Raw genomic sequence first — 20,158 nt, forward strand, 5'->3', positions numbered from 1 at the left:
CGACCGCCACCAGCCGCCCGTTGGCGGCCGGTGGCGGCACGGCAACTACCCGTCCTTGCCGCCGTCACCGGAGCCGGAGCCCGACCCCGAACCCGGGCGGGAGCCGGAAGCGCCGCCCGAACCGCCGCCGGTGAACCGGTCGCGCAGCGAGCCCGCCAGGTCGCCCGCCCCGCCCGCCAGGTCGCCGACCAGCTTCATCAGCGGGTCCTTGCTGGTGCGCACCGAGTCCGCGTAGTGCGAGGCGGACTGCCGGAAGGAGTCCGTCACCGAGGTGTCCTTGTCCTCCTCGCGGCGCGGGTAGTGGCCGTCCATGAGCCGCTGGAAGTCCCGGCTCTCCGCCCACTTCTTCAGCTCGGCCGCCCGGACCGTGCTGAAGGGGTGCGTCCGCGGCAGCATGTTGAGGATCTTCAGCACCGAGTCGCGCAGATCGCCGCCCGCCTCGTACTCCTCGGCCTGGGCGAGGAACGCGTCCACGTTCATCTCGTGCAGGTGGTTGCCGCCGGCGATCTTCATCAGCCCGCGCATCGAGGCCTGGAGGTCCTGGCCCACCAGCAGACCGGCCCGGTCCGCCGACAGCTCGGACTTGCGGAACCATTCGCGCAGCGCCGTGACGATCGCCGTGATCGCCACATTGCCCAGCGGGATCCAGGCGACCTTCAGCGCCAGGTTCGTCAGAAAGAGGAGGATCGTCCGGTACACCGAGTGACCCGACAGCGCGTGGCCCACCTCGTGGCCCACGACCGCCCGCATCTCCTCCTCGTCGAGCAGCTCGACCAGACCGGTGGTCACCACGATGATCGGCTCGTCCAGGCCGATGCACATGGCATTCGGCTTCGGGTCCTGCTGCACGAACATCTGCGGGACCTTCTCCAGGTCCAGGATGTAACAGGCGTCCCGCAGCATCGCGTACAGGTGCGGGAACTGGGTGTCGCCGACCCGCACCGTGTCGGACAGGAAGAGCAGCCGCAGGCTGCGCTCCGGCAGCAGCCCGCTCAATGCCTTGAACACGGTGTCGAAGCCGCTGAGCTTGCGCAGCGCCACCAGCGCCGACCGGTCCGCCGGGTGCTCGTACGCCCGCGAGGAGATGTCCGGGAACCTCCTGCGGTCTCGCGCCGGCACCTTCTCGAATCCCGTGTCAGTCATCGCGCCCTCCCCCTTGATCGGACTGCTTGTCCATGCGTCTATCCTCTCCAACGCCTGAGTCGGCGTGAGCGTGCCCCAGGCACCCGCATACGATGTGAGCGAAGTCTCCGCCCGCTCCCCGACCCGATAGGTACCTGCCTGATGAGCCTCTCCACCACCGCCCAGAGCCTGGTTCTCCTCGCCTCGGAGGAGGCCGAGAAGCACGGCGGCAACCACGACAGCCTGAACCCGTATCTCACCGGCGGCGGCGCCTTCGTCGTGCTGATGCTGATGCTCTGGGTGACCACGCGCCTCAACCGCGACCGCTAGGCACACCGCTTGTCGTACCGCTGGTCGTACCGCGACAGCAGCAGGGCGGTCCCGGGCCGGTATGGTCTGCGCTCATGGGAGAGCAGGAGATGCCTACCGGCCCGGTCAAGCGCCGGCTCGGCGTGATGGGCGGAACATTCGACCCGATCCACCACGGACACCTGGTGGCCGCGAGCGAGGTCGCCGCCCTTTTCCACCTCGATGAGGTGATCTTCGTACCCACGGGCGAGCCGTGGCAGAAGTCCCAGCGCGCGGTTTCCCCCGCCGAGGACCGCTATCTGATGACGGTCATCGCGACCGCATCCAACCCGCAGTTCTCGGTGAGCCGCATCGACATCGACCGCGGCGGCCCCACCTACACCATCGACACCCTGCGTGACCTGCGGCGTCTCAATGACGACGCGGACCTGTTCTTCATCACGGGGGCCGACGCCCTGGCGCAGATCCTCACCTGGCGCAATGCCGAGGAGCTGTTCGCGCTGGCCCACTTCATCGGCGTCACCCGGCCCGGCCACCTGCTCACCGACGACGGCCTGCCCGAGGGCGGGGTGTCCCTGGTGGAGGTTCCGGCGCTGGCGATCTCCTCCACCGACTGCCGCATGCGCGTGGCCCAGGGGGATCCGGTCTGGTACCTGGTGCCGGACGGTGTGGTGCGGTACATCGACAAGCGAGAGCTGTACCGCGGAGCCTGAGGTTCCGCATGAGAGGGGCACCGCGGTGAACGATCGACAGGAACCGCAGTTCATCGGCTACGACCAGTACGGGCAGCCGGTGTACGCGCAGGTGCCCGCGGACCCGCAGTCGTACGGACAGTACCCGCAGGCGTACGGGCAGCAACAGCAGGCGTACGGCTACGACGCGTACGGACAGCCCCAGCAGCAGTACTACGGGTACGAGCCTCAGCAGCCGCCGCAGCCCCAGCAGCCCCAGCAGCAGTGGATCCCGCAGCAGGCCCCGGCCCCCGGGCCGGAGACCGCAGCCCCCGAGCCGGCCGCCGGCCCCGCCCCGGAATCCGCCCCCGAACCCGCCCCGGTGCCGGAGCAGCGCCGGACCCCCGACTACCGCACCGAGCAGTTCTCCTTCCTCGACCAGCCCGACGAGGATTCCGAGGACGTCATCGACTGGCTCAAGTTCACCGAGAGCCGCACCGAGCGTCGCGAGGAGGCCCGCCGGCGCGGCCGGAACCGGGTCGTGGCCCTGATCGTCGTCCTCGCCCTCTTCGTCGCCGCCGGCCTCGGCTACCTCTGGTACACGGACCGGCTGCCCTTCCTCGACGGCCCGGAGAAGGGCAAGGCAGCCGCCGCCCAGACCGGCCCGCAGAAACGCGACGTGATCGTCGTCCACCTGCACAACACCAAGAAGGGCGGTACCGCCACCGCCCTGCTGGTGGACAACGTCACCGCCAAGAAGGGCGCCACGGTCCTGCTCCCGAACGCGCTGTCCGTCCCCAAGGACGACGGCACCTCGGTGAACCTCGGCACCTCCGTCGCCGAGGACGGCCTGGGAGGCACCCGCGAGGCCCTGGACGCCATGCTGGGCACGAAGATCGGCGGCACCTGGCGGCTGGACACCCCGTACCTGGAGAACCTCGTCCAGGCGGTCGGCGGCATCGAGGTCGACACCGACACCGCCGTCCCCGCCGACGACGCCGCCAAGACCCCGGCCGTCGGCCAGGGCCAGAAGCAGAGCCTCAACGGCGCGATGGCGGTCGCGTACGCCACCCACCGCGCCCAGGGCGAGCCGGAGGCCAAGCAGCTGGAGCGGTTCGGCCGGGTCCTCCTCGCCACCCTGCGCAAAATGCCGGGCGACGGGAAGGCGGCCGTCCTCACCATCGAATCCCTCGGCCAGATCCTGGACCCCTCGCTCACCGAGCAGGCCCTCGGCGGCTCGCTGGCCAAACTCGCCGAACACGCCAAGACCGGCGCCTACCGCACCGACGTCCTCCAGCTGAAGCCCGACGGCACCCTCACCGACGAGGCCGGCCGGTCCGTCGTCAAGGAGGTCCTAGGCGGCACCCTGACCGCCTCCCAGGGCTCCTCCGCGACCCCGCGGGTCGGCCTGCGCAACGCCACCGGCAACGACAAGGCCCCGCTCGCCGCCAAGGCGGCGCTGGTCAACGGCGGCTACACGTTCGTCGACGGCGGCAAGGCCGGACAGCCCCAGACCGCCACGCAGATCACCTACGCGGACGAGGCACAGCGCCCCAAGGCCGTCGAGGTCGCCAAGACCCTCGGCCTGCCGGAGACGGTGGTCAAGAAGGCAGGGGCGGAGGGCGGCGCGGTCAACGCGGACGTCGTGGTGACCCTGGGCAAGGACTTCAAGGCCCCCTGATCTGCGCCGATGATCTGCGCCGACGGCAATGGCGTGGGCGGCATCGGCAGCCCATGAGACCCTTGTAAGGATCTGCCCTCGACCCGAAAGCATGGCCAGTGACCGCCACGGACCGCTCCATCGAGCTCATCACCACCGCCGCCCAGGCGGCGGCCGACCGGCTCGCGCACGACATCATCGCGTACGACGTCAGCGACGTGCTGTCGATCACCGACGCCTTCCTGCTCGCCTCGGCGCCCAACGACCGCCAGGTCAAGTCGATCGTCGACGAGATCGAGGAGCGCCTGCTCAAGGAGCTCGGCGCCAAGCCGGTGCGCCGGGAGGGCGACCGCGACGCCCGCTGGATCCTGCTCGACTACGTCGACATCGTCGTCCACGTGCAGCACAGCGAGGAGCGCGTTTTCTACGCCCTGGAGCGGCTGTGGAAGGACTGCCCCGAGATCGAGCTGCCCGAGGACGCCAAGCTGACCAAGGGCAAGGCCGAGGAGCACGCCAAGCTGCGCGCGGCGCAGGGCGATGACGACCTGGACGGTGATCTGTTCTGAGCACGACCGGTACGGCCGGCCCGGCCCGTACGACGTACACCAAGCCCGGCCGCAAGATCGTTCTGTGGCGGCACGGCCAGACCTCGTGGAACCTGGAGCGCCGGTTCCAGGGCTCCACGGACATCGAGCTGACCGAGACGGGTGTGGCGCAGGCGCGCCGCTCCGCCCGGCTGCTCGCCTCGCTGAAGCCGGACGCCATCGTGGCCTCCGACCTGAAGCGGGCGGCGGCCACGGCCGCCGAGCTGGCCGCCGTCACCGGGCTGTCCGTCACCCACGACCCGGCGCTGCGGGAAACCTACGCGGGCGAGTGGCAGGGCCTGACGCACGACGAGATCCTCGCCAAGTACGGCGAGCAGTACGCGGCGTGGAAGCGCGGCGAGCCGGTGCGCCGCGGTGGCGGCGAGCTGGAGACCGAGGTCGCCGACCGGGCGGCCCCGGTGGTGCTCGGGCACGCCGGCCGCCTCGGCGAGAACGGCACGCTGGTCGTGGTCAGCCACGGCGGCACCATCCGCACCACCATCGGCCGGCTGCTGGGCCTGGACTCGTACTACTGGGAGGGCCTCGGCGGCCTCTCCAACTGCTGTTGGTCCGTGCTGGGCGAGGGCGCACGCGGCTGGCGGCTGCTGGAGCACAACGCCGGAACGCTGCCCGAACCGGTGCTCGGCGACGACGACTGAGCCGACCGCCGAGCGCCTCCTCGGGGGCAGCCGGGCCGGATTTCACTTTCCGGCTGGTCACAGGCTAGAGTTCTTCTTGTTCGCAGCGAAGACCGCAGGAAACAGCGGGAAGCGCGGCGGAGAGCGGGGCTATAGCTCAGTTGGTAGAGCGCCTGCATGGCATGCAGGAGGTCAGGAGTTCAATTCTCCTTAGCTCCACAATCAGGATCCCGTCCCCAACAAGGGGGCGGGATCCTTGCGTTTGTCCCCGTCGTCCCCGCCGGTCTGCCGCGTACCGCGTACCGGCATGGCAGAATCGGACGGCCGGAGGGGGAGACGACGGCCCGGACGGCTCTGAACGGGAGGGAGTCGCTGACGGATGGGATCACACCGGCGGCGGTGCGACTGGTGCGACAACGGCACGCCGATCGTGCGGGACATGGAACCGGTCAACCCCGACTACCAGTACTGGTGCGAGGAATGCGCGCGGGCGCTGATCATAAAAGGCGACCCCATCGAGAGGTACCGGGAGCTGGAGGGCGAGCCGATCTACGGCCGGCTGCTCGATGAGCACTGCACGCTGAAGCGCTTCTACCAGTTCGCGAGAGCGTGACGACCCGCCCAGGTCTTCCCAAATCGGGCATGACCGAAACCGATTTTTGGACCTGGGCCCTGACCGTGTAATGTTCTCGATGTCGCCAGGGGAACCGGCAAGGGAAACCGAGCAGGGGCCCGGCGGCAAGAAGCAAGGGGCTATAGCTCAGTTGGTAGAGCGCCTGCATGGCATGCAGGAGGTCAGGAGTTCAATTCTCCTTAGCTCCACAGAAGAGAAGCGGGCCACCCGGATCGGGTGGCCCGCTTCTCGTTGTGCGGTCGTCCGAGCGGGCGCCGTGAGCCCTGCGGTACCCTGACGCCATGCGTGCCGTACGCCTTCTGCTTACCGAGCCGCGCTGATCAGTCCCGACCTGCGGAGAGCCAGGTCGGCATCGGCGCGGCGTCCCCTCCTGTGCGAGGGGTTTTTTCGTTTGGGCAGGCAGAGACGGCAGAGACGATCGATGGAGCTTGTAGGAATCATGAGCGAGACGAACACCCCGGCCCCCGAGGCGGCCGAGGGGCACCGTTACACGGCTGCCATGGCCGCCGACATCGAGGCACGCTGGCAGGACGTATGGGACGCGGAGGGCACCTACGAGGCGCCCAATCCGACCGGCGACCTGGCGGGTGACCCGGCCGTGGCCGCGCGCCCCAAGAAGTTCATCATGGACATGTTCCCGTACCCGTCCGGTGCCGGACTGCACGTGGGCCACCCGCTCGGCTACATCGCCACCGACGTGTACGCCCGCCACCAGCGGATGACCGGCCACAACGTCCTGCACACCCTGGGCTTCGACGCCTTCGGCCTGCCGGCCGAGCAGTACGCCGTGCAGACCGGCACGCACCCGCGCGTGTCCACCGAGGCGAACATCGAGAACATGAAGGTCCAGCTGCGCCGGCTGGGCCTGGGCCACGACAAGCGCCGGTCCTTCGCCACGATCGACCCGGACTACTACAAGTGGACCCAGTGGATCTTCCTGCAGATCTACAACTCCTGGTACGACGCGGACGCGGGCAAGGCCCGTCCGATCGCCGAGCTGATCGCCGCCTTCGAGGACGGCTCCCGTGCGGTCCCCGGCGGCCGGGCGTGGGCGGAGCTGACCGCGGGCGAGCGGGCCGACGTACTGAACGAGTACCGGCTGGCGTACTCCTCCGACGCGCCGGTGAACTGGTGCCCCGGGCTGGGCACCGTACTGGCCAACGAGGAGGTCACCGCCGACGGCCGGTCCGAGCGCGGCAACTTCCCCGTCTTCAAGGCCAAGCTGAGCCAGTGGAACATGCGGATCACCGCCTACGCGGACCGCCTGCTGGACGACCTGGAGGCGCTGGACTGGCCCGAGGCGATCAAGCTCCAGCAGCGGAACTGGATCGGCCGCTCCGAGGGCGCCCGCGTCGACTTCGCGCTGGGCGACGAGGCCATCACCGTCTTCACCACCCGCCCGGACACCCTGTTCGGCGCCACCTACATGGTGCTGGCGCCCGAGCACCCGCTGGTCGAGAAGTTCATCCCGGCGGCCTGGCCCGAGGGCACCCACCAGGTGTGGACCGGTGGCTACGCCACCCCCGCCGAGGCGGTGGCCGCGTACCGCAAGCAGGCCGCGTCCAAGTCGGACGTGGAGCGGCAGGCCGAGGCCAAGGACAAGACCGGCGTCTTCACCGGCGAGTACGCCGTCAACCCGGTCAGCGGCGAGAAGGTCCCGGTCTTCATCGCCGACTACGTGCTGATGGGCTACGGCACCGGCGCCATCATGGCCGTCCCGGCCCACGACAGCCGCGACTTCGAGTTCGCCCGCGCCTTCGAGCTGCCGATCCGCTGCGTGGTCGAGCCCACGGACGGCCGCGGCACCGACCCGGCCGAGTGGGACGAGGCCTTCGTCTCGTACGACGCCAAGCTGGTCAACTCCACCGGAGAGGGCATCTCCCTGGACGGCCTGGGCGTGGTGGCGGCCAAGGCCGCCATCACCGACTGGCTGACCGGGCGCGGCATCGGCGAGGGCACCGTCAACTTCCGGCTGCGCGACTGGCTGTTCAGCCGCCAGCGCTACTGGGGCGAGCCCTTCCCGATCGTCTACGACGAGGACGGCGTCGCACACGCGCTGCCCGAGTCGATGCTGCCGCTGGAACTGCCCGAGGTCGAGGACTACTCGCCGCGCACCTTCGAGCCGGACGACGCCGACTCCCAGCCCGAGACCCCGCTGTCGCGGAAGTCCGACTGGGTCAACGTCGAGCTGGACCTGGGCGACGGCCGTGGCGTCCGCTCCTACCGGCGCGAGACCAACACCATGCCCAACTGGGCCGGTTCCTGCTGGTACGAGCTGCGCTACCTGGACCCGAACAACGCGGACGCGCTGGTCGACCCGGAGATCGAGCAGTACTGGATGGGCCCGCGGGAGTCCGCCCCGCACGGCGGCGTCGACCTGTACGTGGGCGGCGCCGAGCACGCGGTGCTGCACCTGCTGTACGCCCGCTTCTGGTCCAAGGTGCTGTTCGACCTGGGCCACGTCTCCTCGGCGGAGCCGTTCCACAAGCTGTTCAACCAGGGCATGATCCAGGCGTACGTCTACCGCGACGAGCGCGGCTTCCCGGTGACCGCCACCGAGGTCGAGGAGCGGGACGGGAAGTTCTTCTTCGAGGGCGAGCAGGTCAAGCGCGAGCTGGGCAAGATGGGCAAGTCCCTGAAGAACGCCGTCACCCCGGAGACGATCTGCGAGGAGTACGGGGCCGACACCCTGCGCCTGTACGAGATGGCGATGGGCCCGCTGGACGTCTCGCGTCCCTGGGACACCCGGGCCGTGGTGGGCCAGTACCGCCTGCTGCAGCGCCTGTGGCGGAACGTGGTCGACGAGGAGACGGGCGCGGTCACGGTCGTCGACGCCGAGCCCTCGGAGCAGACGCTGCGCGCCCTGCACAAGGCCATCGACGGGGCCGGCGGCGACCTGGCGGGCCTGCGCTTCAACACCGCCATCGCCAAGATCACCGAGCTGAACAACTTCCTGACCAAGGCCGGCGAGCCGCTGTCCCGCCCGGTCGCGGAGCAGCTGGTCAAGCTGGTGGCCCCGCTGGCGCCGCACATCGCGGAGGAGCTGTGGCACCGGCTGGGCCACACCGACTCGGTGGTCCACCAGGACTTCCCGGTCGCGGACCCGGCGTATGTCGTCGACGAGACGGTCACCTGCGTGGTCCAGGTCAAGGGCAAGGTCAAGGCCCGCCTGGAGGTGCCGCCGGCCATCTCGGAGGCGGACCTGGAGCAGCTGGCGGTCACGGACGAGGCCGTGGTCGCCGCGCTGGGCGGGGCCGAGATCCGCAAGGTGATCGTGCGCGCGCCGAAGCTGGTGAACATCGTCATCTGAATCCCGAGTGAATCCCGAGCTGACAAAGTTCGGTCAGGGAGATCCCGTACGGGCAGGTTGGGGGTTCGATTGGAACCCCTGGCCTGCCCGTGGCGTTTACGGTGGGAGGGGAAGAGAGGACCGGGCGACAGGCCGGGGCCACCAGGGGAGAGGGTTCGCCATGGACGCGGGCGCGTTGATCATGATTGCGCTGCTGCTGCTGTTCACCGTCCTGGGGCTGGGCGCGTGGGCGACGGTCAAGGTGGTGAAGGCGGCGGCGCGCGGCGTGGACCGGACGGTGAGCCAGGCACGGCGCGCCGTGGAGGACACCACCCTGAAGGCCAAGAGCTTCGGCCAGGTCGGTGTGGCCGGCGCGCTGGCCCAGCTCCGTCTGGACCTGCGCACCTCCATGCGGGCCACCCAGCAGGCGCTGCAGGAGGGTGCCCGGGCGGATGCCTCCCTGCAGGAATCGCTGGCCCTGTTCGAGCGCCTGAGCGTGCACGGCCGTGAGCTGGACGAGGAACTGAAGCGCCTGGAGACGGAGCCGGACAAGGCCCGGCTGTCCGCACTCCTTCCGGAGTTGCGCGAGCGTACGGGGCGCATCACGGAGGCTGCGAATTCGCTGCGCTGGGCGGCGCGGGACCGCGCGAACCAGTTCGCGAAGGACGAGATGAGCCTTCTGACGGCCGAGATCGAGGTCGAGTCGGGCGCGCTGCGGGATTGGTCCCGGCCTTCGATGGACGACCTGCTGTCGGACCTGTCGGACTTCTCGAACCGCGCCTCCCAGGCCCAGGCCCAGGCCCCTGGGCCCCAGACTCAGGCCCCGGCTGGGCCCCAGACTCAGGCCCCGGCTGGGGCCCAGAGCCAGGCCGCCCAGCCGTCGGCGGCGGGTACGGAGTCGGCCGGGGCTCCGACCGCCCCGCAGGACCCGCGCCGCGCCCTGAACCCGGCCCCCCGGCCGACTCCGTACCCGTGGGAGAAGAGCTCCGCCCCGGCCTCCCGGCCGCGTCCGGAGACCACGACCTGATCCGAGGCGTGCCGGGACCGGCGGCTGCCGGCCGGGGGAACGGCCCGCCCGCCGAGGGCTGGGGGAGCGGCCCGCCCGCCCCAAGCTGCCACCGCACCCCCGCTGGCGGTAACCTCCGCCTCATGTCCCGCCATGTCGCGATCATCACCGATTCCACGGCCTACCTGCCGCAGCAGGCAATGGCGCGGCACGGGATCACCTCCGTCCCCCTGACCGTGGTCATCGGCGACGAGGCCCTGGAAGAGGGCACCGAGATCTCCGCCCGCAGCCTGGCCGCCGCCCTCCAGAAGCGCCGGTCGGTCACCACCTCACGCCCCAGCCCACAGGAGTTCGTCCGGGCCTATCAGGCCGCCGCGGACGCGGGCGCCACCGGCATCGTCAGCCTGCACCTGTCCGCCGAGTTCTCCGGCACCTACGACGCCGCCGTGGTCGCCGCGCAGACCTCGCCGGTCCCGGTCCGGGTCGTCGACACCGGCATGGTCGCGATGGCCCTCGGCTTCTGCGCGCTGGCCGCCGCCGAGACCGCCGAGGCGGGCGGCTCGGCCGACGAGGCCGTGGCCGCGGCCGAGAAGCGAGCGGCGGGCATGTCCGCCTTCTTCTACGTCGACACGCTCGACTACCTGCGCCGCGGCGGGCGCATCGGGGCCGCCCAGGCGCTCCTGGGCTCTGCGCTGGCGGTGAAGCCGCTGCTCCAGCTGGACGGCGGCCGGATCGAGATGCTGGAGAAGGTGCGTACGGCCTCGAAGGCCATTGCGCGCCTGGAGGAACTCGCCGTCGAGCGGGCCGGCACGGCCGGCGTGGACATCGCCGTCCACCATCTCGCCGCACCGGAGCGCGCCGAGAAGCTTGCGGAGCGGTTGCGCGAACGCGTTCCCGGCTTGGCCGAGCTGCACGTCAGCGAGGTCGGCGCGGTGATCGGAGCACATACCGGGCCGGGCCTGCTGGCCGCGGTGGTCTCACCGCGCTGATCACCCTCCCGGGTGGCCGGGTTGTCCACAACTGCCCGTCCATCCACAGGAATCCGGCGCTCCGAACGGGGGGTGGGGTTCTTTCCTACCGTCGTGTGTCATGACGGCAAAGACGCACTCCGCGACGACGGACACGCCCACGACCACGGCCGCGACGGCCGCGACCACGGCCGCTGCCTTGGCCCGCCCGGACCGCCCGGCCCGCCACGGCAGCGGCCCCGGCCGCCCCGCAGCCTCCGACAGCCGCTTCCGGCACCGCGCGGTCCGCAACCGCCGCCGCCGGGGGCGGTACCAGGTGGACCCGGTTGCGGTGCGCCGGCGCGCAGCAGCCCTGCTCCCCGCCGACCCCCCACCGGAACCATCCGCAAACCCGGCCCCGGGCACGCCGGCCGCCCCGGAAGCTGCGGCCGGGGCGGGGCCCGGTGGCTTCCGTCGGCCGGCCGTGCGGGAGCGGCTGCCCGTCTGGTTGCAGGCGCGGTGCGGGCTGGAGGCGAGGCCGCTGGTCGCCGTGGCCGTCGTGCTGGTGGCAGCCGTCGGTTTTGCCGTCCACCAGTACGCGTCCGCCCGGCCGGCTCAGGTCACCGCCCCGGTCGCGGTGGCCGCACCCGCACCCGCACCCGCTCCCATGCCCGGCCCGGCCCCGGCCGGACCTGTCGGCCCCGCCGGACCCGTCGGCCCCCGGATTGTGGTCGACATCAGCGGGAAGGTCCGCGATCCCGGCGTCCGGCGGCTGCCCGCCGGCTCCCGGGTGGCGGATGCGCTGGCCGCCGCCGGGGGAGTGCGGCCCGGCACGGACACCACCGGGCTGAACCAGGCCCGGGTCCTCACCGATGGCGAGCAGGTGCTGGTCGGTGCCCCGGCCCCGCCGCCCGTACCGCCGCCCGGCCCGTACGGCGGGCCCGCCCCGGCCAGTGTGCCCCTCAGCCTCGGGACCGCCACCGTCGAGCAGCTGGACGCGCTGCCCGGGGTCGGACCGGTGCTCGCCCGCCATATCGTCGACTTCCGCACCGCCCGGGGCGGCTTCCGCTCGGTCGAAGACCTCCGCAAGGTCAACGGGATCGGGGAGCGCCGGTTCGCCGACCTGCGCCCCCTGGTGCGGCCGTGAGCCGCCCCGACGGCGCCCTTCCGGTGGACCTTCGGCTCGTCGTGCCGGCCGGGGCCGCCTGGGCGGCGGCTGCGCTCGCGCTCGGGATGCCCGGCCGCTGGACCGGTGTCGGTGTGGGGCTGGGCGCCGCCGGGGCCGGGGCACTGGTGCTGGCCGGATGGCGCCGGCCCGGCCCGCGCCGGACCGTCGGCGCCGCTGCCGCCGCCGCCCTGCTGTGTGCGGCGGCCGGGGCCGGGGTGGCCGGCCTGGCGCGGGCCGAGGCGAGGGCGGGCCCGGTGCCCGGGCTGGCCGCCGCGTACGCCGCGGTCGATGCGGAGCTGACCGTCACCGCAGACCCCCGGCGGACCAGGACCGGGCCACCCGGGGTGCGGCTGGAGGCGGTGCTGACCCGGCTCACCGGGCCGGACGGTCGCAGCACCCGGGTGACCACCCCCGTTCTCGTACTGGCCCGGCACCCGGAGTGGACCCGGCTGCTGCCCTCGACCCGGGTCGCGGTGTCCGCACGGCTCACCCCGGCCCGGGGCGGCGGCCGGCCGGTGGCGTTGCTGCGGGTGCCCGGGGAGAGCCCGCCGCAGCGGATCGGCGGCCCGGACCGGACACAACGGGTGGCCGGGGCCTTGCGGGCCGGGCTGCGGGAGGCCACCGAGGGCCTTCCCCCGGATGCGCGGGCGCTGCTGCCCGGGCTGGTGGTGGGGGACACCTCCCGGGTTCCGCCGGACCTCGAGGAAGCCTTCCGCGCCACCGACCTGGTGCATCTGCTGGCCGTGTCCGGGTCCAACCTCACCGTGGTGCTGTTCCTGCTGATCGGCCCGCCGGCCCGGGCCCAGCTGGCCGAACGCGGTGGCCTGGCCCCCCGGCTCGGGCTGTCCCTGCGGACCACCGCCCTCTGCGGAGCCGTACTGACCCTCGCCTTCGTGGTGGTGTGCCGCCCCGAGCCCAGCGTGCTGCGGGCCGCGGCCTGCGGGATGGTCACCTTGCTGGCCATCGCCACCGGCCGCCGCAGATCCCTGCTCCCGGCCCTGGCCGCGGCGGTCCTGCTGCTGGTGCTGTACGACCCGTGGCTGGCCCGCAGCCCCGGCTTCCTGTTGTCCGTACTGGCCACCGGAGCCCTGCTGACCCTCGCTCCGCGGTGGAGCGAGGCCATGCAGCGGCGCGGGGTGCCGCCCCGGCTCGCGGAGGCGCTCGCGGCTGCCGCCGCCGCGCAGGCGGTGTGCGGCCCGGTGGTGGCCGTGCTCGCAGCCCGGGTGAGCCTGGTCGCCGTGCCCTGCAATCTGCTGGCCGAGTTCGCGGCCGGCCCGGCCACCGTGCTCGGGTTCGCGGCGCTCGGCGCGGCCCCGGTGTGGATGCCGGCCGCCGAACTGCTCGCCCGCTGTGCCGCGGTGCCCGCCGGCTGGATCGCCCGGGTGGCCCGGACCGGCGCCGCACTGCCCGGAGCGGAGCTCTCCTGGCCGGGCGGGTGGCGGGGCGGGCTGCTCCTCGCCGCCGTCACCCTGCTCCTCGCCCTGCTCGCGGCGAGGATCGTCCGCCGCCGCTGGGCCTGCGCCGGAGTGGCCCTCCTGCTGCTCCTCGCGGTACTGCGGCCCCCACAGCTCACCCGGGTCCTCACCGGATGGCCGCCGCCCGGCTGGCGCTACGTCCAGTGCGCGGTGGGCCAGGGCGATACCGGGGTCCTGGCCGTCGGGCCGGGCACCGCCGTGGTGGTGGACGCAGGCCAGGACCCGGAGCCGGCGGACCGCTGCCTGCGCCGGCTCGGTGTGGTCCGCGTTCCGCTGCTGCTCCTGACGCACTTCCACGCCGACCATGTGGGCGGCCTGCCCGGGGTGCTGCGCGGCCGGTCCGTGGGCCTGATCCAGACCACGCCCCTGGAGGAGCCGGCGGGCCGGGCCCGCTGGGTCCGGCGTACGGCCGAGGCCGCGCGGATCCCCGTACTGCCCGCCCGGGCCGGGGAGCGGCGGACCGCCGGGCCGGTCGCCTGGCAGGTGCTGTGGCCTCCCGCGGACGGCCCGCTGCCCGAGGGTCCCAACGACGCGAGCGTGGTCCTGTCCGTCCGGTCCGCAGGACTGAGCCTGCTGCTCCTCGGGGATCTCGAACCCCCGGCCCAGCAGGAGCTGCTGAGACACCATCCGGAACTGGGCCCGGTCGATGTGCTCAAGGTCGCCCACCACGGCTCCGCCCACCAGGACCCCGCTCTCTACGGCCGGCTCCGGCCCCGGCTCGCGATCGTCCCGGTCGGCTCGGAGAACCGGTACGGCCACCCCTCCCCGGACACCGTCGCCGGGCTTCGCGCGGGCGGTGCGGCCGTCCTGCGCACCGACACCGACGGGTCGGTCGCGGTCACCGGGACCGGGCCCGGTCTCCGGGCGGTGCCGGCCGGGCGCCGCCGCCACGGCCGGGGCCCGGCGTGGCGCGGACATCCCGTTTGCCCCGGACCCTGCATCATGATCGAATGCCTCTTCGCCAGAGGGGCTTACGTTCAATCAGCACGGGGGTGCATCAACCATGTTCGGGCGCCGGCGGGGGTCGGAGACGGCCGGAAACTCCAGTCAGTCCACATCCGCGACACTGACCCTGCCGCCCGCGGCGGGTCTGCTCTCCTGCCGTGTCCTCGACACGGTCCACCAGCCGGTCCGCCAGGCCCGGTTCGAGGTCACCGACCCGATCGGGCGGCGGATCGTCAGCGGGGAGACCGACCCGTACGGCGGGTTCACCGCGGCGGTCCCGGAGGGCGAGTACCGGATGTCGGTGACGGCCGAGGGGTACGCGCCGTTCCATGGTGCGACCCTGGTCGGCGAGGGCGCCCAGCCGGGCACCGGGGAGATCATCCTGGAGACGGTCGAACCGCCGCTGCTGCCGCAGCCGGGCCACTGGGAGCTCGACCCGGGGCATTCCGCCATCGGATTCACGGCCCGTCACATCGGACTGGCGCGGCTCCGGGGCAGGTTCAACACCTTCGCCGGGGCGGTCCGGATCGCCGACCGGATGGAGGACTCCTCCATGCACGTGATCATCGACGCCGCCAGCATCCACACCGGCCTGAAGCTGCGCGACGACCACCTGCGCTCTGCGGACTTCCTGGACGCGGCGCGGTATCCGACGGTCGAGTTCTACAGCGAGCGGTTCATCCACCGCAGCGGCAGCCGCTGGGCCGTGGCGGGAGCCCTCACCCTGCACGGCGTGAGCCGCTCGGTCACCCTCGACGCCCAGTACCTGGGCCTCGGCACGGGCCTGGAGGGCGAGCCGCGTGCGGCCTGCCGGGCCACCGCCGAGTTGCAGCGCGAGGACTTCGCGCTGAACTGGCAGTCCGTGCTGGCCCATGGGATCGCGGCGATCGGCTCGACCGTCGAGGTCGAACTGGACGTCCAGATCGTCCACAAGGCCTGACCTCGCCCGGACCGGATCTACGGCGCCTCCAGCCAGCCCTCGTGCTCGTCGGCGAGGTCGTCCAGGGCCTGGCGGTCGTAGCGGCCGTCCGGGTCCTCGACGACCACCAGCCACTGGGCGTCCTCGGCGTCGTCCTCCCCGGCGAGCGCATCCCGTACCAGCTGTGGCTCCTCGGTGAGGGCGAAGCGGTCGGCGAGCTCCTCGGCCACCTCCTCGGCGGCGTCGCGATCGGGCAGGACCAGTACATGTCGCAGGTTCACCGCACCATTCTCGGACACGCGGGCCGGGGCGGTGTCAGCCGGCCATGGGATGCTGGGGGCGATGGCCACCAGGAAGAATCCCACCGACGATCCGCTCGCCCCGCTCACCCTCGCGGTGGGGCAGGAGGACCTGCTGCTCGACCGCGCGGTGCGGGAGGTCGTGACGGCCGCCCGGGCCGCCGACGCCGACACCGACGTCCGCGACCTCACCCCCGACCAACTGCAGCCCGGCACGCTCGCCCAGCTGACGAGTCCGTCGCTCTTCGCCGAGCGCAAGGTCGTGGTCGTCCGCAATGCGCAGGACCTGTCCGCGGACACGATCAAGGACGTCAAGGCGTACCTCGACGCCCCGGTCGAGGAGATCACCCTCGTCCTGCTGCACGCGGGCGGCGCAAAGGGCAAGGGGCTGCTGGACGCAGCCAGGAAGGCCGGCGCCCGGGAGATCGCCTGCCCGAAGATGACCAAGGCGGGCGACCGTCTGGCCTTCGTCCGCGGCGAGTTCCGGGCCCTCGGCCGCTCCGCCACGCCGGAGGCCTCCCAGACCCTGGTGGATGCGATCGGCAGCGACCTGCGCGAGCTCGCCAGCGCGGTGACGCAGCTCTGCGCGGACGTCGAGGGCACCATCGACGAGGCGGTGGTCGGCCGCTACTACACCGGCCGCGCGGAAGCGTCCAGCTTCGAGGTCGCCGACCGGGCGGTCGAAGGCCGGGCCGCGGAGGCGCTGGAGGCGCTGCGCTGGTCCCTGTCCACCGGGGTGGCGCCGGTGCTCGTCACCAGTGCACTGGCCCAGGCGGTCCGTGCGATCGGGAAGCTCGCCTCCGCCCCGCGCGGCGCCCGCCCGGGGGATCTGGCGCGGGACCTGGGCATGCCGCCGTGGAAGATCGACCGGGTCCGGCAGCAGATGCGGGGCTGGTCGGCGGACGGCGTCGCCACGGCGCTCCGCGCGATCGCCGCGGCCGACGCAGGGGTGAAGGGCGGGGGCGACGACCCCGAGTACGCCCTCGAAAAGGCGGTCGTCGCGGTAGCCCGCGCAGCCCGCCCCCAACGCCCTCCCCGCTGACCCCTGCCACCCGTGGGCCTGGCCGGGCCTGGCCCGTACTTCTGGGCGCGGCCCGCCGGTCGGTTCCCCCGCCCGCCAGCTGCGCCTTGGCCGCGGCAATGCGGCTGGTGACCGAGCCTTCTGCAACCAAGTGCACACCGCCCCTCCCGTACGAAATCGGGCAGGGGATCGTAGGTCTGTTCGGACACAGGCGATCAGGTACCCACGGCATGGTGCGGATCGTCCAGCCACACGCGCTGTCCGTCCGGGTCGACGGTGACCCCGAAGCGGGTAATGTGCGGTCGGCCGTGCGTCTCGTACCAGGTGTACGCGGTCGTCACCTCCGCCCACAGATCACGCGGTCCCCAGGAACGGACCGCGTCACCTGCCCACCAGTCGCCGTACCGGACGATCGTGGCCGAGGTGCCCGCAGTGTCTACGAATTGGACCCGCCGTTCCCTGCCCTCGCCGCGGTGCGAGTACGAGATGTCCGCCACCTGGAGACCGATCGCGAAGTCCTGGAGGTGGGTACTCCCCAGGATCTGCGCCGGGTCGATCGGGGACGGCCGGCCGATGAACTCCTCCGGTAGCTGAAGCACGGGTGTCGGCCGCTCGCTGCGGATCCACATGTACGCGGACTCCCCAACGAACCAGCCCTGCGCCCGCTCGTCGTCGACGTGCAGCCGCAGCAGGCCGGCGTTGCTGTACGCGGTTCCGAAAGGGGTGAGGATCACCGCAGCCGGGGCCGCCTGTTCGACCCATGCGCAGGGCACGCGCCTGAGCGCGGCCGTACTGATGATCCGGTCGAACGGCGCCCGGGTGGCCACACCTCGAAGCCCGTCCCCGCATACCAGATCCGGCATGTAGCCGGCCGACTTGAGGTTGTGCGCCCCCACCGCGGCAAGCCCATCGTCGACCTCCACCGCGGTGACCCGCGCACTGCCGACCCGCTCGCACACCATCGCGGTGTGGTAGCCGGACGCGTACCCGATCTCCAACACCTGGTGGTCCTCGCGGAGGTCCAGGTGCTGGAGCTTGCGCATCACAACGTCCAGGGCGGACACCGAGGACGTGAAATCGCCGGACGCCGGGCCCTCGGGCCGGGTGCTTCCGTCGTCCAACTGAGTGACCACCGATTGGTGGGGGTTCCAAACGGCGTGCTTCCACCCCTCCGGGTCCGTGCCCCGGTCGATGAACCGCCACAGCCCCTTGGCGTCTCGGATGGGCAGCCACAGCGTGTCGGGCACGAATGCTTCACGGTCGACCCTGTCGAACGCATCGGCCAGCCAGGGAGGTTGCAGCAGCCCCATGGTGCTCAGGGCCGTACGACAGGTGTCCCGGTTCACGGAGCCGACTTGCTCGGCCGACTGCCGTCGGGGCTCGGCGGGGTGGGCGGCGGCGTCCATGGCTTGTCCTCGGGCGGTCCGCCGTGCTTGCCGTTGTCGGTCATGGCGTTCTCCTGTCTGCTGGTGGGACGGTGGTCGTGTCGTGCTCGGCCCGCCCCGGCAAGGTGCGGGAGTCATCGGGTCTGTCGGCTCCGCGGTCGCGTTGAGCCAGTCGACGTGGTCTTGCTGCGCGCGCAGGAGGTCGCGGATCACCCTGGCCAGAGACACAGCCTTGCCCCACGGCCCGGTGTCCAGGGTTTCTGACTTCAGCGCGATGGCGGCGTCCCAGTTCGCGACGGCTGTCAACGAGTCCTCAGTGCGACGTCCTCGCTCGCGGAACGAGTGCCGCACGTAGAAGGCGATGCGCCCGCCGTGGTACTCCATGTCTCCCAACAGGTCGGCCGCCACCGTCTCGGCCGGCGGGTGCTCAGCGGCGAGGATGCCCTCGACCTGCTGCGCGAGCTTGCGCTCCCCCTGGCCGCTCACCGGGACCTCACCCGAACCCGGGCCTTGGGCTGCTGCCCCTCCGGCTGGGGGCACGGCCACGGGTGCGCCCAGTCGTCCGGCCGGGCGGCGGACGCCGAATCGCGGAACAGCTGGACGGCGGCCCCGCGGATGGGCTGGTCACAGCGGGCACAGAGTCGGCCGGCGCTCACCGGAGCAGCTCCCAGCATCGTTCCGGGTTGTGCTTGTACCCCGCCCCGGACCTGCAATCCGGGCATTGGGACAAGGTAGTCCCGAAGCGCCGCACCATGGGCACCTGCCGGTGGCAGGCCGGGCACGGCAGCGTCGTCCTACGGCACACACCCCCCGGATGCGCCACTGAGGGCCGAACCTCCAGGCCGAGACCGGTCACGACCAAGTTCACGGCCTCGCTCTTCATCTGGGTTAGGCTCCGCCAGGCGCTCATCGGGATGCCCCCGCTGGCTGGTCGCGCCACTCCTGGCGGGCTGGAGTCTCCCAACGGAGCCGCAGACCACGTTGCTCGCGGCACGGCGCGCACGCGTACAGAAGGACACGGGGCTTGCAGCTACGGCCGGCGAACCGGATCGGCCGGGCTGTCCCGGAGGTTCCGACGTGCCAGCGGCACCACTGGACGGGGCGTTCGACGGCACGTTGTGTCATGCCGTCAGGATCTTGCGACTCTGTGTGTCGGCTCGATACCCGGACGGTAATCTCACCGTGGGATGGCTTCCCATCCCATTCGCGGATGACGGGAGCCAGCCGTGACAACCCCTCTCGTACCGACCGGCCTTCCGGACTGGGCGTGGGAGCGTGCCGAGGTTCGCCAGGCCCTCCGCGCTCGCAACATGGGCGCGGTGTTCAAGCACGTGCAGCAGTACAGCGGCGCCAGCCAGGCCAAGATTGCGGCTGCGGTAGGCATGACCCAGGCACGCGTGAACGAGATCATCAACGGGCGGCGGGAGGTTTCCCGGCTGGATGTCTATGAGCGCATCGCCGACGGCCTCACCATGCCGGACGATGCACGGCGTCTGCTCGGCCTTGCGGCCAGTCGCGAGAAGCGGTCCGGCGGGGCCGCCTTCGATCTGGCCACGTTCCCCGAGGTCATCCGCGTCTACTCCGCGCAGGCTTCTGCACGTGAGGAGATCCAGCAGCAGGCCCGCACGGCCAGTGCGCTGGACATCCTGGCGGTCCGGGGGCTCGGCCTGATCGGTTTGAACGACTCCATGCTCCGTGCGTACCTCGGCCGCCGTGAGACGCGCCTGTGTGTCCGGGTGCTCCTGCTGGACCCGAACGCGCCGGCCCTGGCGCAGCGCGCCGCTGAGATCGGGGAGTCTGCCGAATCGTTGGCCTCTGGTGTCCGGCTGGCCGAGGCGCGGCTCCGGGAGCTTTCCGCGGTCTGCGACGTCGAGGTGTACCGGTACGGCATGCTGCCCACCTGGCGGCTGATCCGTACGGACTCCATCATGTTCGTCGGGGCGTTCGACGCGGGCTGGGAGGGGCATGAGTCGGCCACGTACAAGGTCATGGAAACGCCCCACGGGCCGCTGTTCCGTGGGTTCCGGCGCATGTTCGAGATGATGGTCGAGGGCGCTGACCGCACAGTCTGAGAAGGGGATGGACG

Annotated in this window: 16 protein-coding genes, 2 tRNA genes and 1 pseudogene; 16 read left to right on the plus strand and 3 right to left on the minus strand. The window is 72.0% G+C overall.

Annotated features, from left to right (window positions below; genetic code table 11):
* Positions 1–45: 45 nt before the first annotated feature.
* Positions 46–1,143, minus strand: a complete 1,098-nt coding sequence (locus tag DEJ50_RS22600; RefSeq protein ID WP_150209810.1) for a M48 family metallopeptidase — start codon at positions 1,141–1,143, stop codon at positions 46–48.
* Between the two features lie 141 nt (positions 1,144–1,284).
* Between DEJ50_RS22600 and DEJ50_RS34025 the strand changes: the two genes are divergently transcribed.
* The 14 genes and pseudogenes from DEJ50_RS34025 to DEJ50_RS22665 all read left to right on the plus strand — a co-directional run bounded on the left by DEJ50_RS34025 (position 1,285) and on the right by DEJ50_RS22665 (position 15,388).
* Positions 1,285–1,452 carry a hypothetical protein gene (locus DEJ50_RS34025; RefSeq protein WP_190344621.1) on the plus strand — a complete coding sequence of 56 codons (168 nt, stop codon included), beginning with the start codon at positions 1,285–1,287 and terminating at the stop codon, positions 1,450–1,452.
* Between the two features lie 74 nt (positions 1,453–1,526).
* Entirely contained in the window at positions 1,527–2,144 is a 618-nt protein-coding gene (nadD, locus tag DEJ50_RS22605) for a nicotinate-nucleotide adenylyltransferase (protein ID WP_150209812.1), read from the plus strand.
* A 25-nt stretch (positions 2,145–2,169) separates the two neighbouring features.
* A complete protein-coding gene (locus DEJ50_RS22610) occupies positions 2,170–3,783 on the plus strand; it encodes an LCP family protein (RefSeq protein WP_150209814.1) in 1,614 nt (537 codons plus the stop codon).
* Between the two features lie 98 nt (positions 3,784–3,881).
* The gene (gene rsfS, locus DEJ50_RS22615) at positions 3,882–4,328 is read left to right on the plus strand and encodes a ribosome silencing factor (protein ID WP_150209815.1); all 447 of its coding nucleotides are present in this window, start codon (positions 3,882–3,884) and stop codon (positions 4,326–4,328) included.
* Complete coding sequence (locus DEJ50_RS22620) at positions 4,325–5,005, plus strand: histidine phosphatase family protein (RefSeq protein WP_150209817.1); 681 nt, start codon at positions 4,325–4,327, stop codon at positions 5,003–5,005. The genes rsfS and DEJ50_RS22620 overlap by 4 nt, the downstream gene beginning before the upstream one ends.
* A gap of 125 nt (positions 5,006–5,130) precedes the next feature.
* Positions 5,131–5,203: transfer RNA gene (locus tag DEJ50_RS22625), tRNA-Ala, on the plus strand.
* A gap of 160 nt (positions 5,204–5,363) precedes the next feature.
* On the plus strand, positions 5,364–5,597 hold the full coding sequence (locus DEJ50_RS22630; protein ID WP_150209819.1) for a hypothetical protein: 234 nt from the start codon (positions 5,364–5,366) through the stop codon (positions 5,595–5,597).
* Between the two features lie 136 nt (positions 5,598–5,733).
* Positions 5,734–5,806, plus strand: a tRNA-Ala gene (locus DEJ50_RS22635).
* Positions 5,807–6,057: 251 nt separating this feature from the next.
* Positions 6,058–8,928, plus strand: coding sequence for a leucine--tRNA ligase (gene leuS / locus DEJ50_RS22640; RefSeq protein WP_150209820.1), 2,871 nt, complete (start codon positions 6,058–6,060; stop codon positions 8,926–8,928).
* A 160-nt stretch (positions 8,929–9,088) separates the two neighbouring features.
* Entirely contained in the window at positions 9,089–9,934 is an 846-nt protein-coding gene (locus DEJ50_RS22645) for a hypothetical protein (RefSeq protein ID WP_190344623.1), read from the plus strand.
* 122 nt (positions 9,935–10,056) lie between these two features.
* Positions 10,057–10,902, plus strand: a complete 846-nt coding sequence (locus DEJ50_RS22650; RefSeq protein WP_150209822.1) for a DegV family protein — start codon at positions 10,057–10,059, stop codon at positions 10,900–10,902.
* 100 nt (positions 10,903–11,002) lie between these two features.
* Entirely contained in the window at positions 11,003–12,007 is a 1,005-nt protein-coding gene (locus tag DEJ50_RS22655) for a ComEA family DNA-binding protein (RefSeq protein ID WP_150209824.1), read from the plus strand.
* A pseudogene (locus DEJ50_RS22660) lies at positions 12,004–14,385 on the plus strand (ComEC/Rec2 family competence protein); the annotation flags it as partial. The gene DEJ50_RS22655 and the pseudogene DEJ50_RS22660, both read left to right, overlap by 4 nt.
* A gap of 121 nt (positions 14,386–14,506) precedes the next feature.
* Positions 14,507–15,388 carry a YceI family protein gene (locus tag DEJ50_RS22665; protein WP_150209826.1) on the plus strand — a complete coding sequence of 294 codons (882 nt, stop codon included), beginning with the start codon at positions 14,507–14,509 and terminating at the stop codon, positions 15,386–15,388.
* Positions 15,389–15,405: 17 nt separating this feature from the next.
* On the opposite strand, the gene DEJ50_RS22670 is transcribed toward DEJ50_RS22665, so the two are convergent.
* Positions 15,406–15,648, minus strand: a complete 243-nt coding sequence (locus tag DEJ50_RS22670) for a hypothetical protein (RefSeq protein WP_150209827.1) — start codon at positions 15,646–15,648, stop codon at positions 15,406–15,408.
* A 61-nt stretch (positions 15,649–15,709) separates the two neighbouring features.
* On the opposite strand from DEJ50_RS22670, the gene holA reads away from it, so the two are divergent.
* Complete coding sequence (gene holA, locus DEJ50_RS22675) at positions 15,710–16,708, plus strand: DNA polymerase III subunit delta (protein WP_190344625.1); 999 nt, start codon at positions 15,710–15,712, stop codon at positions 16,706–16,708.
* A 194-nt stretch (positions 16,709–16,902) separates the two neighbouring features.
* Here holA and DEJ50_RS22680 read toward each other — a convergent pair whose 3' ends face one another.
* On the minus strand, positions 16,903–18,558 hold the full coding sequence (locus tag DEJ50_RS22680; protein WP_190344627.1) for a protein-L-isoaspartate O-methyltransferase family protein: 1,656 nt from the start codon (positions 18,556–18,558) through the stop codon (positions 16,903–16,905).
* Positions 18,559–19,382: 824 nt separating this feature from the next.
* Between DEJ50_RS22680 and DEJ50_RS22685 the strand changes: the two genes are divergently transcribed.
* Positions 19,383–20,144, plus strand: coding sequence for a helix-turn-helix domain-containing protein (locus tag DEJ50_RS22685; protein WP_150212292.1), 762 nt, complete (start codon positions 19,383–19,385; stop codon positions 20,142–20,144).
* Positions 20,145–20,158 lie beyond the last annotated feature (14 nt).

Origin of the sequence: Streptomyces venezuelae, from assembly GCF_008642295.1 — a bacterium.
Taxonomy (GTDB): domain Bacteria; phylum Actinomycetota; class Actinomycetes; order Streptomycetales; family Streptomycetaceae; genus Streptomyces; species Streptomyces venezuelae_C.